The 16,117-nt window shown below is 43.2% G+C and carries 10 protein-coding genes, 1 other RNA gene and 1 pseudogene; 6 read left to right on the forward strand and 6 right to left on the reverse strand.

What is annotated here, in order from left to right; all coding sequences use genetic code 11:
* Positions 1-61 precede the first annotated feature (61 nt).
* From ssrA to B498_RS05345, 5 genes are all read left to right on the forward strand, one after another.
* Positions 62-425, forward strand: a transfer-messenger RNA (tmRNA) gene (gene ssrA, locus B498_RS22500).
* A gap of 166 nt (positions 426-591) precedes the next feature.
* Complete coding sequence (locus B498_RS05360) at positions 592-1,821, forward strand: integrase domain-containing protein (protein ID WP_008502506.1); 1,230 nt, start codon at positions 592-594, stop codon at positions 1,819-1,821.
* A gap of 281 nt (positions 1,822-2,102) precedes the next feature.
* The gene (locus B498_RS05355; RefSeq protein ID WP_008502507.1) at positions 2,103-3,659 is read left to right on the forward strand and encodes a recombinase family protein; all 1,557 of its coding nucleotides are present in this window, start codon (positions 2,103-2,105) and stop codon (positions 3,657-3,659) included.
* Positions 3,649-4,545, forward strand: a complete 897-nt coding sequence (locus B498_RS05350; RefSeq protein WP_008502508.1) for a ParB/RepB/Spo0J family partition protein — start codon at positions 3,649-3,651, stop codon at positions 4,543-4,545. The genes B498_RS05355 and B498_RS05350 overlap by 11 nt, the downstream gene beginning before the upstream one ends.
* Positions 4,542-5,438 carry a ParB/RepB/Spo0J family partition protein gene (locus tag B498_RS05345; RefSeq protein ID WP_008502509.1) on the forward strand — a complete coding sequence of 299 codons (897 nt, stop codon included), beginning with the start codon at positions 4,542-4,544 and terminating at the stop codon, positions 5,436-5,438. The genes B498_RS05350 and B498_RS05345 overlap by 4 nt, the downstream gene beginning before the upstream one ends.
* Before the next feature lie 73 nt (positions 5,439-5,511).
* Here the strand turns inward: B498_RS05345 and B498_RS23415 are convergent.
* Positions 5,512-5,623: pseudogene (locus B498_RS23415) on the reverse strand (IS3 family transposase); the annotation flags it as partial.
* A 966-nt stretch (positions 5,624-6,589) separates the two neighbouring features.
* Here B498_RS23415 and B498_RS05340 point away from each other — a divergent pair.
* Positions 6,590-7,828: an ankyrin repeat domain-containing protein gene (locus B498_RS05340; protein WP_008502510.1), complete on the forward strand. Its 1,239-nt coding sequence runs from the start codon at positions 6,590-6,592 to the stop codon at positions 7,826-7,828.
* Between the two features lie 489 nt (positions 7,829-8,317).
* Here the strand turns inward: B498_RS05340 and manA are convergent, their stop codons facing one another.
* The 5 genes from manA to B498_RS05315 all read right to left on the reverse strand — a co-directional run bounded on the left by manA (position 8,318) and on the right by B498_RS05315 (position 15,980).
* Positions 8,318-9,487 carry a mannose-6-phosphate isomerase, class I gene (manA, locus tag B498_RS05335; RefSeq protein WP_008502511.1) on the reverse strand — a complete coding sequence of 390 codons (1,170 nt, stop codon included), beginning with the start codon at positions 9,485-9,487 and terminating at the stop codon, positions 8,318-8,320.
* Positions 9,484-10,902 carry a glycoside hydrolase family 1 protein gene (locus B498_RS05330; protein ID WP_008502512.1) on the reverse strand — a complete coding sequence of 473 codons (1,419 nt, stop codon included), beginning with the start codon at positions 10,900-10,902 and terminating at the stop codon, positions 9,484-9,486. The genes manA and B498_RS05330 overlap by 4 nt, the downstream gene beginning before the upstream one ends.
* A gap of 53 nt (positions 10,903-10,955) precedes the next feature.
* The gene (locus tag B498_RS05325) at positions 10,956-13,151 is read right to left on the reverse strand and encodes a CBM35 domain-containing protein (RefSeq protein WP_008502513.1); all 2,196 of its coding nucleotides are present in this window, start codon (positions 13,149-13,151) and stop codon (positions 10,956-10,958) included.
* Positions 13,152-13,162: 11 nt separating this feature from the next.
* On the reverse strand, positions 13,163-14,500 hold the full coding sequence (locus B498_RS05320; RefSeq protein WP_008502514.1) for a maltoporin: 1,338 nt from the start codon (positions 14,498-14,500) through the stop codon (positions 13,163-13,165).
* Between the two features lie 208 nt (positions 14,501-14,708).
* Positions 14,709-15,980, reverse strand: coding sequence for a PTS cellobiose transporter subunit IIC (locus B498_RS05315; protein WP_008502516.1), 1,272 nt, complete (start codon positions 15,978-15,980; stop codon positions 14,709-14,711).
* Positions 15,981-16,117: the final 137 nt, after the last annotated feature.

The raw sequence follows: 16,117 nt of genomic DNA on the forward strand, positions 1-16,117 counted from the left end.
AGTTAGCGTTCCGGGCTGGTATCCAGGAAGTGAAATCTGGTATACTCAGTCCAACACTATTGGGGCTGATTCTGGATTCGACGGGATTTGCGAAACCCAAGGTGCATGCCGAGGGGCGGTTTGCCTCGTTAAAAGCCGCAAAAAAATAGTCGCAAACGACGAAAACTACGCTTTAGCAGCTTAATAACCTGCTCTGAGCCCTCTCTCCCTAGCTTCCGCTCTTAAGACGGGGATCAAAGAGAGGTCAAACCCAAAAGAGATCGCGTGGAAGCCCTGCCTGGGGTTGAAGCGTTAAAACTAATCAGGCTAGTTCGTTAGTGGCGTGTCTGTCCGCAGCTGGCGTGCGAATGTAAAGACAAACTAAGCATGTAGTACCGAGGATGTAGAAATTTCGGACGCGGGTTCAACTCCCGCCAGCTCCACCAATTTTTGATATATTGAAGTTCAGTGAAGTCTATCAAGCCCGCATGGAACCAGCCTTGTGGGCTTTTTTACGTCTATAGTAGTCTACCGAGAATTGCTAGAATCTACTCGTTATGGCACCCTTTTTGGGACCCAACACAAAGGGTCCAAAACATGAGGGTCCCAAACATGGCAAAAATCGCTAAGAAGCTCACTGACACTGAAATCAAAAGCACCAAACCTGCCGAGAAAGAGGTTAACCTTTTTGACGGCGATGGTTTGCTCCTGCGAATCGCCCCCTTAGCGAAGGGAGGAAAGAAAAATTGGTATTTCAGATATGCAGTGCCTGTGACCAAAAAGCGAACTAAGGTGAGCTTAGGAACCTATCCTCACCTTACACTTGCGAAGGCACGAGCTTTACGTGATGAGTACTTGTCGTTGCTTTCAAATGGTATAGACCCACAAGTTCATAACACCCACAAAGCCAATGCCCTTAAGGATGCAACGGAACATACATTTCAAGCAGTAGCCAAGAAGTGGCTTGATGAGAAAGTCAAAACGTCAGGCATCTCCCAGGATCATGCTAACGACATCTGGCGAAGCCTAGAGAGAAATATCTTTCCAACGTTGGGTGATACCCCCATTAAGGAGATTCGCCCTAAAATGCTTAAACAGCATTTAGACCCCATAGAAAAACGAGGTGTCCTTGAAACACTTCGCCGCATCATATCCCGCCTGAATGAAATTTTCCGCTATGCAGCAACAGAAGAACTCATAGAATTCAATCCGGCTGACAACCTGGGGCAACGGTTCAGCAAGCCAAAAAAACAGAATATGCCAGCATTACCCCCTTCCGAACTCCCCCGCTTCCTGGTTGCTCTAAACAATGCTTCTATCCGTTTAGAAACAAGGCTACTGATTGAGTGGCAACTTCTCACATGGGTTCGCCCTGGTGAAGCTGTTCGCACAAGATGGTCAGATATTGATATAGAAACCGGCATGTGGAACATCCCGGCGGAGTTTATGAAAATGAAGAAGCCTCACAAAGTCCCACTGAGCAAAGAAGCTTTGCGAGTCTTGGATTCAATGAAAGCCATCAGCGGGCATAGAGAGTGGGTTTTTCCCAGTATCAAAGCTCCACTCAATCACATGCATGAACAAACAGCTAATGCGGCTATAATCCGTATGGGCTTCGGAGGTGAGCTTGTAGCTCATGGTATGCGATCAATCGCTAGAACGGCTGCTGAGGAGTGTGGCAAGTTTAGAACTGATGTCTTAGAAGCCGCCCTTGCCCATTCGAAAAAAGATGAAATAATTGCAGCCTACAATCGTGCAGAGTATCTCACAGAACGTGTGGTTCTCATGCAATGGTGGAGTGACTATGTTTCGTCTCAAAAATACAAAGTTATTGCCGCATAACTCTTCCATGATGGGTTAACTATCTTGATTTATTTGAAGAATTAAGGATCACACCATTAACCTATGTGGACTAAGCATAGCCTTTACAAATGGGTACCTTGAGGCCACATAACGAAAGCTGTCGGTCATATCAGCTAAATAATTCACATCTCTTCTCGATTATCATACACCTCGAAGATCTACCAAATTCGCTCTAATCAATGATAAAACAGTTGAATTCGGTTAAAATTTGATCAATTTTATCCTCTACATTGTATTGAATCATCCATGAGGTTTTGTGCATGGCTAGCGGAAATGAAAAAAATCATAGAGTTAGGGTCGCACAGTACTTGAGAATGTCTACCGACCATCAGCAATATTCTTTACATAATCAGTCCGAATATATAAAAGATTATGCTGAAAAGAACAATATGGAAATCGCTTATACCTACGATGATGCAGGTAAGAGCGGAGTCAGTATCGTAGGCAGGCATTCATTGCAGCAGTTACTTAGCGATGTAGAACAAAAGAAAATAGATATACAGGCTGTATTATTTTATGATGTGAGCCGTTTTGGTCGTTTTCAAAATAGTGATGAAGCTGCATATTATTCCTTTCTATTTGAAAGAAATGGTGTAAATCTTATATATTGTTCCGAACCTATACCCACTAAAGATTTCCCTTTAGAGTCCTCTGTTATACTGAATATAAAAAGATCAAGTGCTGCATATCACAGCAGGAATTTATCTGAAAAGGTATTTATAGGGCAAGTAAATTTAATAAAGCTTGGTTATCATCAAGGCGGTATGGCTGGTTATGGGCTGAGACGTCTTTTAGTAGACGAAAATGGCATAGCTAAAGAAATATTGAATTTCCGCAAAAGAAAGAGTATTCAAACAGATAGGGTAATATTAATTCCGGGACCAAAAAATGAAATAAAAATTGTAAATAGAATCTATGATCTCTTTATAGATAGTAACGTCCCAGAATTCATTATTGCTGAGAGATTAAATGAACAAAGCATACCTGCAGAAAATGGAACATCATGGACTCGTGCAAAAATACATCAAATTTTGACAAATGAAAAATATATTGGAAACAACATATATAACAAAACCTCATCTAAACTAAAAAGTAGGCTTGTAAAAAACCCCAAACATGAATGGATTAGATGTGACAAGGCATATAAACCTATTATTTCAAAGAAAAAATATAATAAAGCTCAAGAAATAATTCAGCTCCGATCCATTCATTTGACTAATGAAGATCTATTAGAAAAGCTAAAAGAAAAATTAGAATCTAATGGAAAACTATCAGGCTTTATCATTGATGAAGATGATACAGGCCCTTCATCTTCTGTTTACAGAACCCGATTTGGTGGTCTTTTAAGAGCATATACTTTGATTGGTTATAAGCCAGAACATGATTACAGCTATCTCCAAATAAATGAAGCACTAAGATCATTTTACTCAGAAATAATTGAGGATTTTAAGGGCGAAATATTAAAAAGTAACTGTCATATAGACGAGTATAAATATTCCCCAATGCTTTACATCAATGATGAGTTTTTAATTTCCGTCCTTGTTACTAAATGCATACATATGAAATCAGGTAAACTTAGATGGAAAGTCCGGTTTGATAACTCACAGAAAGCAGACATAACAATTGTTATACGAATGAATTCACAAAATATTTCACCTCTTGATTTTTATATCATACCAAAGTTTGAAAACGAATATAGTAAAATGTGTATGATGGAAACAAACAACATTCGGTTAGATCTCTATAGATTTGATAATCTTGATAAATTTCTACAAATTATTACTCGCATGAAAGTGAGGGAACTATATGCTGCCTGAAAAAAATGAATTCCCAATAATTCAAATTGAGATTGCAAAAATAAAATTTCTTAACCCACGAACAAGAAATAAGGTAGTGCATGAAGAAATAAAGGAAAGCATAAAAAAAAGAGGATTAAGCAAGCCTATAAGCGTAAGAGCTATTGATGAAGACGATTTCAAATATGCTTTAATTTGTGGTCAAGGGAGAATAGAGGCTCTTGTTGCATTAGGTGAAACTATTATTCCAGCAATTATAAGAGATGTATCAGAAGAAGATGCTTACGTTATGAGTTTAGTTGAAAACATTGCAAGGAGAAGACCACGTTCTAATGAGTTATTACAGGTGATTAAAGACATGAAAATCAGAGGACTTTCAGACTCCGAAATAAGTGAGATTACTGGATATTCATCGAACTGGGTGAGCAGTATTAATATGCTTCTTGATAAGGGAGAGCATAAACTTCTCTCAGCAGTCGAACGGGGTAATTTGCCTCTGTATCTCGCAGTGCAATTTGCAAGATGTGAAACTGAGGAAGCACAAGATATTCTTACCGAAGCATATGATAAAAAATTAATAAAAAGTCGGGACATTATAAAGATAAAATACATTCTAAATCAAAGAACAGTTGGGAATAAAGGTGCAAAAGCAGCCGGATTTTATTATCACAAACCATCAAAAAGGATGACTGCAGAGGAGTTGATTGAGCTTTATGAAAATAGTATCGCTGAACATAAATCTGTTTATAACAACTCGAAATTTATAAAAACCAATCTACTAATAGTAAATGAGATTTTTAACATCATAATGATGAATAAAAGCTTTCAAAATATACTTGAACAAGAGAATCTTTCAGAACTACCATCTCAGATATTAAACCCAGTAAACAAAGAGGTATCAAAATGATTCAGATACGTTTTGGCGAAAATTTTATTTACCTGGAAACTAATAAGTTAATTCCATCTAAGGAATTATTAGAAAACGTAAAGCGAAGCCATAAATATCATCAAATAGTTACCTCTATCGAAAGCTTGGGTATTATTGAACCAATAATAGTATTCTATGACAAAGATAAAGATGTCACTAAGATACTTGATGGCCATTTAAGGGTTGAGGCTTTAAAAGACTTAGGTATAGAAAAAGCTCCATGTATACTTTCGAGCATAGATGATGCTTTCACTCCTAACAAACAAGTGAATCATATAAATGTAGTTGAAGAACATAGAATGATAATTAAGTCTCTGGCAAAAGTATCAATTGAAAAACTTAGTGCTGCTTTGGGCATATCTGTTGATGCCATAAAAGATAAAGCTAATGTGATGAACGGCATAGATCCAAGTGTAATTGCGAAACTTTCTGATAAACCTATACCTAAGGCTACATTTGACGTTTTGAGGAAAATGAAGCCAATTCGTCAAATTGAAGCAGTCGGTACAATGATTAATTTTGATAATTATAGTAAAAAATTTGCAATGAGCATCTTGGATGCAACACCGTCATCGATGATAGTAAATAAAGGGAAAAACACTCCCTATAAAAAGGACATAAAAAAAACCATACTTCGTCTGGAACAAGAAATGGCAACAACTTCGGAAGAAACAAAAAAACTTCAAACCGAGTATGGTTCAGATATGTTGAAATTCGTTATAATCCAGTCATATATTAATAAATTACTTGGCAACTCTAAAGTTCTTCATTGGTTCTTAGAAAACGAGGTTGATTATCTTAATGAGTTAAAAAGAATTTCTAGAATAAATTCTTTGGATGATAAGACTCTTACTGAAAACAGCCAGTCATAGTCATGGTTTTATATAGCCTAAATAAACCAAGAAGTATACTTACACAACGACCTTCACGCCGAAGAAGCTGTCAGATACGCCAGCAACCAAAGCATTACGTTTAAGAGTCAGTCATTGATGCGAAGGGATAATTGCGTATCAGCAGCCGGATATTGAGTCGAATAAAGGCTGGTAGAGAGGGACAGTTCTGTGTCACCGGGAGATTAGTCAGAAACATCAGCGGCAGAACAGATGAACCAGCAATTAGTAGTGTACAGAAAACTCTCCAGTATTTAATTATTCAACTTAACACTAAAAAAAATCACATAGTTAATATCATAATTTTTCTTTGGTCTACTTATGCGAGAGATATTGTGGCTTTAACCTGGTATTAGGAGTCGTTTCAGATAAAAGATGTTCTTCGATTCGACTGGACTTGGTAATAGCAATAAGTAATCGTGAATATTGAAGGACGAAAGGCTACTTCAAAACAAAGTAACCTTTCCAATATTCCCATATATGGGACAAGTGGCACATTAACTGCACATAGTGCAGGATACCTATGACATAAAACTTTTTATTTATGGCATACATTAAAAATAACTTTTATTTTACGAATGTCAATAGGTTCTTGCTTAATACTTTTAAAATAATTAATTGATTTTTTATTATAGCTTCGCTTGTACAAGCGAAGATCCTATTGTTCTTGAATGAATAATGCCAATTATAAAAGAAGCAAGGGCTAACCCTGCGAAGCCGCTGCGCTTGCTTCTCCGGATTGCCCTTGCTTTTCTTCCCTTCGGTCAGAAAAGAAAAGCAGGCCCCGGTGCCTCATGCCTGTAATGCTGTTCATTCTGCTGATACGTTAATACTGTGCACGTTCCTCTGCAGACTATATGGGATCAGCATCTAAGCTGATCCCACATTATTACATATTTCAAACCACCGTCTGAGACGCATGCCAAATCATAATCGATTCGAATACCAAACAGCTATCGATTCAGACGTTATTTTTCAATTATCACTCTCTTATCTTTATGTCAGAAAGTTATCTCTCATATTAATATGCAATAGAATTTCATCATTCGCATTTAAAATAATTAAAAATAAATTTGAAAAACAAAAATTCATTGATTATTGTTATTTGACATTATAACAAAGGAGATAAAAACATGAACCATAAATCACAAAATAAAAACACGCTGAACCTCTTCAAAATAAAATCGCCCGCAGAACTCAAAAAACTATTAAAGGTAGGGGTGGATATAAATATGCTCAGTTCATCGAACCAGAATGCATTGTTTCATTGCAAATACCCTGAGCTTATGAAAGCAATGATTAGTGCCGGAATAAACATTAACCATACTGACACGTTCAACAGGAATGCACTTTTTTATGCACCCTGCCCAGAAACTATGAAGGTACTGACTGAGAACGGGATTGATATCAGCCATACAGACACGCTGGGCAGAAATGCGCTCTTTTACACCAATGACGCTGAATCTGCCCGGTTACTGGTAAAACATGGAATCAACATAAACCATACTGAACTTGAAGATAAAAATGCGCTTTTCTTTGCAACCAACGAAAGCTCAGCCAGAGAACTCATCGACAGTGGTATTGATATTAACCACACTGACAGCTATGGAAGAAATGCCCTTTTCTACGTCTGTGAGGCTGACGTTAAGCGTCTGCTGATTAAGAAAGGTATCAATGTTAACCAAAGGGATATATATGGTCATAATTCCATTAACATTATCGGCATAGATGCTGACTTACTGGATGTTTATTTCGCTGCGGGCCTTGATCCTGACATACAGGATCGAAATGGGAACAGCTTAATTTTTCACCCTTATAAAAAACCAATTACAGACATTTTAATCAAAAATGGCTGTGATATAAATCAAGTTAATAACAATGGGGAAACCGTCTTTGAATACATACAGACCATGATATTCAGCAACTCTCAACTTGATCAGTGTCTCAGCGTGCTTACGCCTTTCATTAACCTTATTAAATCCAGACCATTAACTTTTAATCGCCTTACTTTTGGCTGCCTTGAGCTTATTAAAATATTGCAAAGTCAGAATATTGATTACAAAATTAATGAGCGGTGCGTAGTAAAATACCCCAACAAAGACATTAAAAAATTCATTACTGAAGCACAAAAAGTCATTGATTTCCGCCATGTCAATCTATGTTCATGGTATGACACCCCGCTTGTCAGTTTAAAAAACAAGGAAATTATTAAATGGTTTATAAGAAACAATGTTAAGGTGAACATTAATGATATTGAAGAACAGGACATACGTACTGAAATCCTTGCCTACCTTGCACAGAGGGAAAATAAAGAACTCAAAACCGTTATTAATCCGAATATAAAACATGCTGCCAGTAAAAAAAGACTGTGATAATTACTTTCTCATAAACAGGTTTGATCCACTCGCGCTACTTACACAACGATATTACCTGTCCGGCAATCAATAGGAGCGCTGTACAGCGTGATAAAGTTGTCAGCGTCCCACTACACGACTACCTCATAATAAAGGTTGTGTGAATGACAAGCCTTGAGCGCTGACAGAAATAAGCAATACTGTAGTTGATTGGGTTAAAGACAAACGTCCGCTCGGACTAAATGAACTTTAGTTATGATTTAACAAGCCACTTGAGTCATGAGGAGCATGTCACTGCTCGCCAAGTGCTTCAACTGAAGCACGAGGATGAACATCTAATGAGGTGGAAGGCCCAATTTCTCTGTTGAAATAGAAAACTGGTTGAACTCATCTTCCTGGTCATCTTTGGTTATCGGGTAACCAGGCAAGCCCGCCTGGCGTACATACACCATGCGGGATTTATATATATTACCTCAGGTTAACGTGTGCCAATGAAGTTGCAGATATTCAGCATCGTACTAAGCAAGATAGTTCGTTTTTTGTAATAGAATAGGAAGCAGTAAATGCCGGTATAAATACCGACTGACCTGCGAACAACGTCATTTCATCACCGCTCGTATCACGTAACGTTGTGATGCCGCTGAGTACAAGCAGAATTTGTGCGCTGTCGACTTCAACATGTTTTTGCTGGCAATTTCCAATAACTGAAAAACAAAAATCATCTACCGGTACAGAATAATGCTGTTCAATTCCGGTATCATTTGACGACAGTCTCAGTTCCTGTTCCTGTGTTTCCCTAAAGACTGTACATTTCACCAGTTCAGGAAGATTAATTTTCTTAGGTGTTAACCCCGCACGTAGTACATTATCGGAGCAGGCCATCACTTCGACAGCAGTTCCATGCACGTATGCATGTAACGTTCCGGCACGTAAAAACATGGCTTCGCCTGGCTCAAGCGTAATGCAGTGTAGGAACAGGGGAGCGAGAATGCCGATATCACCAGGGTAGTCACGCATCAGACGAGTGATAAAACTCTGCAAATGCGTAAAACCGCCGCTGTCGAGGCTCACCTGTAACTGTTTCAGGACGCTATCTTTTTCAAGCTGAGCAAGCTGCATCAGGCTTACAAAGAAGTGTTTAAATCCTTCGCCTGTCAGGTTTCCACGGAATTCAGCCAGTGCAGGCATCAGTTCAGGCGCATTAAGACGAAGAAAATGATTCACGGTTTCCTGAAAAGGGCGAAAACCATTCATTGCCATAAAAGGCGTGATGGCATAAACCAGCTCAGGTTTGTGATTCGCATCGTTATAATCTTCTCCGGTCCGATTCCCTTGCTGTGCATATCCTTCTTCCGCCAGACGTTTATCAGGATGAACCTGAATGGAAAGCGCTGTTTCTGCTGAAAGTATTTTCAGTAAAAACGGTAGCTGGCCAAATTTCTCTACCGTTCGGGCACCCAAAACAGTCCCAGGAGATTGTGCAATCGCTTCAAGCAGCGAAACAGAATCTGACCCGGTTTCTATTTCTGAACACCCTGCCGGATGCGCGCCCATCCACATCTCAGCCTGCGGTTGTTCATCAGGATTAGGTACCCCAAACAACGTGTTTAGAGCCGTCCGACTACCCCAGGCATAATTTTTAATGCCGTTTCTCAGACGATAAAAAGAAGGTTTCATTTAACGCCCCTTCCAAATGTACCGGGGGTAAATCCGTTGCTTGCAGCCAGTTCAGCAAACCAGATGGCATTGCGTTTTATTTTCCGTTCTCCGGTTTCCAAATCCAGGCGCCAGAACCCGTATCGACGTTTAAAGCTATTTATCCATGACCAGTTATCGATAAACGTCCACTGATGTACACCAAAACAATTTGCACCGTCGCTAATGGCGTGATGGAGTTGTTCAAGGTGTTCTTCCATCAACTCGATGCGGAACATATCATCAATAACGCCATCGGCCTGAACCGGGCCTTCCGACTGCACATCCATGGCGATGCCTATTTCAGCCAGATACCACTTAATATTGCCGTAATTATCGCGAATGTTGCTGGCAATATCATAAATCGCCTGTGGATAGATTTCGTTATTATCGCGATAAGGATTGAAGCGACCCTCAGGGTCAATATAGTTCTCGAAATAATATTCTGGCGTAAAGTAATCGAGCTCATACGGACATTCCCGTGCTTTAACCCGTCGCGGAACGTAATAATTAACGCCGAGGAAATCAACCTGCGAATCGGTAATCAAGTCTACATCTGCTTTTTTTATTTCAGGCAGACAATCGTGCATAGCCAGAATTTCACACAACTCCTTTGGGAACTCATGCTTAACCAGCGGATCAAGGAAACTGCGATTAAAAAGCAGATCAGCGTACCACGCAGCTTTTTTATCCTCCTCGCTGTCATTTCGGGTATACGAGGGTGTCAGGTTCAGGACGACGCCAATTTCCCCCGGCAGTTCCAGTTCACGATACACCTGCACCGCTTTCGCGTGGGCCAGCATAATATTGAACGCAACCTGTGCCGCAAGCTTACCGTCTTTTTTGCACGGGTAATGGAAGTCATAGAGATAACCGCCTTCAACCGGCACAATCGGCTCATTAAAGGTTATCCAGTATTTCACTTTATGGCCAAACAGTTCAAACGCTGTTCGAGCAAAGCGGGAGAAGAGTTCTGTTACGTATGACGACTCAAAACCCCCGTACTGTTTTTGTAACGCCTCCGGCATATCGAAATGATAAAGATTAATCATCGGCTCGATACCGTTGGCGATCATCTCATCGAAGTAGCTATGATAAAACTGGACTGCCTCTGCGTTCGGTGCACCCGTTTCAAAATCATCAATCAACCGCGACCACTGAATGGAGGTACGAAACGAGTTGAACCCTGTTTGCTTCATCCGTTTCACGTCATCTTTGAATTTACTGTAGGTCTCGCAAACGCTCTGCGGACCAATTTGCTGATAGAACCGCTCCGGCTGCTCAGCAAACCAGCTGTCCCAGATGGAACGGTGTGCCTTACATGCTGCTCCTTCCGTTTGCGGTCCAGATGCCGCAGCCCCCCAGAAAAACCCTTCGGGAAATTGATACCGGGTCATAACGCCTCCTTTGAGAAAAAAAGGGCTGCACCCAAAGGGCGCAGCCAAAACAACTACTCTGCAGTCACTTCAATGGATTTAATAAACATATAGCCCCAGTCACCGGACAACTTCCCGAACGTGATGGTGTTCTCCCCAGCGTTGAGAACGACCGGCACAATCATGTCTTGTCCTTTCTCATCGGTTTGCGGGAATTCAATGCCAATCGGCGTGCCTTTGTTCACCATGAATGAGTTTTTCTTACCGCCCCATTTGGCGTTGAACTTCACATGCAGGGCAAATTTCCCGGCCCACGGTGCATTCACTTGCCAGCTCACACTGTCGCCTTCATTCGCGAATGGGCCAAGGAAACCGTCATCACCGATAGCAAGCTGATTTTCATTGCTTTTCACGATGTTCAGTTTTCCCTGTTTTACATCCATCGCCCCGCCGCCAAAGTTGCAGTAATCCGCAGGGATTTTGCCCGCCGCTTCTTTAACAGAAACGTTCAGCTTTTTACTGCTTTCCAGCAATCCATCATCGGCGGTAAAGGTCAGTACATAATCTCCAGGTGCCGAGAACCAGGCACGAGTATCGTCTTTGCCCGCGTCGCAGAAATGAACGTTCTTGTTTCCCCCGTTACTCCAGCCAGTTTTCACCTGCCGGTCCGGCAGATTGTCATCCGTCCAGGCTCCGTGAAGCTGTACACCTTTATCCACTGTGGTGGTCAGCGCCTCACTCAGTGTGATTTGCGGTGCGAGATTTTTCTGCGAATGCTTAATGCTAATGACGTTTGACGGAGAAGAGTCTCCACTTTCGTTCTTCGCGATCACGCGGTAGTAATAGGTTTTGCCGAGTTGCAGACTGCGGTAGTCGTCGCGGAAGAGATCCATTTTGGCCGGATCCCATTCATTCACCCCGTCAGAAATGTCGTGGCCGACAACGGCCCACGGTCCTTTCGCACTGGATGCCCGCTCAATATCGTAAGTACGGCCTACCGGCGCCCCCATCCAGTTGATGGCAAACGGAGAATCAGATGCCCGCAGCTTCGGGGCTTCCGGCACAGGCAGTGCAGGCGCTTTTTCAAGGCCCGCCATTTGCGCAGACGCATTACGTACCAGACCCACAACTTCCATTTCCTGATTTGCTTTCCCTTCGACAGGGAAGCCCGGCAGGTGATAGCTGTAATGACCGGTATACTCTTTGTGCCAGTAGAATCCGCCGTCATGACGATGGCCGCGGAAGCCCCAGATAAAACCGCCTGCCGCCTTCGCACCGTTCACCTCGGTATGCACGATGGACTGCATAATGCTGTTAAGATCTTTATGGTCCAGCAGGCCAAACTCACCGACCAGATACACTTTTTTACCGCCAATCGCTTCCAGATCTTTACGCACCTGTTCGGGATGGTTGTTGTCAGCATTGGTGTAATAGTGGTTGCTGATGATATCGACGTTCGGATCGCTCAACGAGAAGTCGTTAATCTTCTTGTACGTCCCGTCAACAATAAGCTGATGCGGTGCCCATTTGCGGATCCATGCCGCCGTTTCTGTCAGAAATGCCGCGTTGGTATCTTCCAGTTCGTTACCGGTTTCCCAAGCCATAATGGCTTTTTCATCATAGTAATGACGCCCGGTTACGGAGTTGGTGCGTGTAATAACCTGACGAATCACATCCTGGTAAGCTTTGTAGGTTTTACTGTCGGTACGATAAAAATCTTCCGGCTTTTCACCATAAAATGCGGCGAGCTGTTCACGGCCCCCCCACCACCACCAGTGGTCAATAAATGGCAGGATCAAGCGCAGTCCCTGCTTGTCTGCTTCGGCAATCATGTTGTCGTAGACTTTCATCGCCGTTTCATTCAGCCGTGGCATACCGTCTGGCGTGGCGGGTGCAAGAATATGCGTTTCACGGGCGCAGTCAGCATCATTCTCCTGCTGAACGGAAAGTACATATACGCGCTGGGCTTTCGCACCAGTTTTCACCATCGCCTTGATCCAGTTCTCCTGCTCTTCAGCGGTTGGCCATTTAAAATATTGCCCCCAACCGCGAGGATCGGCTTTACAGGTTCCGCGCGCGTCATCTTCAATTCGGTGCAATTCTGGCGCGTGGATCCCGGCAAAGCGGAAAACCTGATCGCCATCTTTTAGTTGAGCGCCGTCGCGGGTAATAAAATGTTCAAAATGGGATTGCTCCGCCGCCATTGCTCCAGCGCTGCCCAGCGCCGACAGCAGAGAAATCAGAAGCATTTTTTTCATCGGGATATGCATTGTTCTTCTCCTTAGAACCAGACTTCAGCCTGTACACCAAAATTGAGAGTGTCGGTTTCACCACTACGGGAATAGCCACCCGCACTGATTGTGCCGGTGCCCCAGTCGTAGCTACCATCGAGTGCATCAGAAACGCCTTTATCCCATTTCGCATAGGTCGCGAAGAAACGCAGTTGAGGGCGGCTCCAGAAACCCGAATCAAACGTCAGCGTTGGCGCTACGGTAATTTTCGTCAAACCGCCTTTTCCTTTACCGTTCGCTCCCATGTAGTTTTTATCATCGAGATATTCGTAACCCAGCTCATACTGCATGGCGAAGTTTTTGGTGATCTGATGGTAAGGGCGGATCCCGGCAACCCACATTGAGCGTCCCCAGCCGTCGTCATCGCTGGTCCACCAGCGGTAGTTTTTGTCTTTCTGGTAGAACGCGAAAGTCGACACTTCCAGATCGCCCATGCTGGCTAAGTTGTCCAGCACGATACGCCAGGACTGCGTATTCTCCAGATTCGCCCATCCCCAGCCGTTTTTACCCAGTGAATCAGCGGCTGCCAGCCCTTTGCCATATTGCAGGGCAATACGCGAATAACCGCCGGTCAGGCCGTAAAAACCGTCGAAGTTATAAACCGCCGTGGCGCCGTAACCTTTCTGCGCCGCCGTAGGATGGTTTTCATTGCGGTTCATGCGATGGCCAATCAACTCCAGATCCAGCCCGGTTCCACCGATTTTCTTGAACCACAGGTTAAGAGAATAGTCATCTGGATAACCCTGATCGCCTCGATCAACCGGATAGGCTTTGGTTTCATCAGTTGGAGAGAAGGCATAAATCCCGGCATCGAATTGTGCAAAGCCAAGATCCATCTTGTCGAAACCACCGCCAGTCCCGTTGTACTGAATGTACTCCCAGTCAAACTGGTGGCTTGAGGTGTTAGAACTGCTGTAGCGTTTGCCAGCCCAGAAAGTCATGCCAGGGGCAAAATCAAGGTTGCTTAGTTCGGCGAAACCCTCGCGGAACTGCGTTTCTTTACCGTCATCGTCAGTACAGTTCCAGTCGGCCGTACACTTAGTTTGATGCGTCAGGTTGGCCTGAATCCGCGCCACAGCACCCGAATCCGACTTCAGCGTTACCGTCGGGATCAGTTCAATTTTCGTATCTTCCTCGTTACCCAGTCGCCATTTGCCATCTGGCATCAGGCCTACGGAGTTCACGCGGTTGCCATCACTGTTCGCAAGGATCCCGGAACGCATATAACCGTGCAGGGCAAAGTCATATTTCTCGTCTGCGCTGGCATAGTCACTGAGTACCGCAAGGGCGATTAAGGACAGAGGTATTGATTTAATTAACTTTCTCATAGGTTCCCTTAGATTTTTTATTTTCACTGCTTTACGTCGCAGAGGAAATGTAAGGATCCCTGACGGAAAAGTACATCCACAAACGGAAAGCGCTTTCCGCTTTTGCCGGATCAAATCACACTTCTGAGTTCAGATGGAATAAATTTGTGAAATGAATCACAAAAAAACGGCTTATCCATATTTCAAAGATAAGCCGCTCGAAGGAGGGTTATTTTTCCAGGGTCATAAGCTGGCGTTCGTGAACTTTAAAGAAGGGGCGGTAGAGCATCCAGGCGTTGAAAATGGCAAACAGACACATGCACATATTTTTCCAGCTACCGTTTGCCGACCACGCGGCCCCCAGTGGAGAAGGCATTGACCACGGGAGCATAGCCACCGCTCGATCAAGTACACCAAGTTGCGTGAGATACCAGGCAATACAGGCATTTATCAAGGGAACAAAAATAAATGGCAGCAAAAATACTGGGTTCATAATGATGGGAAAGCCGAACAATATCGGCTCGTTGATATTAAAAAGCGACGGCAACAGCCCTATTTTCCCGACACTTTTAAGCTGCCGCGACCGGCTGCGCATCGCCATAAATACCAGAGGCAGCGTGGAACCAATTCCGCCAATCAGGAGATAAAAATCCCAGAAGCCTTGCAGATAAATATGTGGCAGTACAGCTTCGCCCATGGCAAGTGCCCGCTGGTTTTCAAACAGATAGGTTAACCAGAACGGGTTCATAATACCGGTGACAATCAATGCACCGTGGATGCCAACGAACCACAAAAGGTTACAGATAAACAATGAGATAAGTACCGCGGTCAGAGTATCCGAGGCAACAATCAGTGGCTGGAGGGCTTCGCTTATCAGCTGTGGGAGGATCCGCCCTGTAGCCTGTAGCATTAGCGCGTTCATCACGCTGATGGATAACATGATCACCAGTAGCGGAATTAATATCTGGAAGCCGTTTCGCGTCATCACAGGCACTTCTTCCGGCAGGCGGATACACCAGCCTCTATTATAGAAAAAACGAATAATTTCAATGGAATAAACACTTGATATCAGTGCGGTAAACAGCCCCATTCCTCCCAGAAAAATGTTGGTAGCCCCATTATCGCGAAAACCAATAAACAACAAAAACGAGAGGCATCCGGTCAATCCGCAGAGCCTTTCCGGGAGTTGGTACTGTTTGGCGAGACTGGCGCTGGCACCAAAGGCCACAATCAGAGCCACCAGTCCGAGCGTCAGTTCGAAAGTTGGCAACAACATTGGACGCAGTTGCTGGTAGAGTTGTCCAAAGAACGATGAACTAGAAATGGTTACCGGCGGAAACAGGAGCGGCACCATCAGACTGCCCACTATCACAAAAGGCATTGCCAGGGCAAAGCCATCGCGCATCGCCGTAATATGCTGATTTCGCGTAATTATATTCGCGATAGGTGTTAAACGTTGCTCTATTAAATCCACAACAACATTCATTAAATGAATGTTCATAATTCAACCTTAGTCATTCCTGAATAGCCGCGATGATCGCGCACATCACGATAAAGTGAAAGCCTCCCTCTGGTGATCATGGTCACAATTAGATAATCCATTCATGGAAAGCGCTTTCCGTTTTGTTCCGTGATAGC

The sequence above is a fragment of the Enterobacter sp. SST3 genome, from assembly GCF_000286655.1.
Lineage (GTDB): Bacteria > Pseudomonadota > Gammaproteobacteria > Enterobacterales > Enterobacteriaceae > Enterobacter > Enterobacter roggenkampii.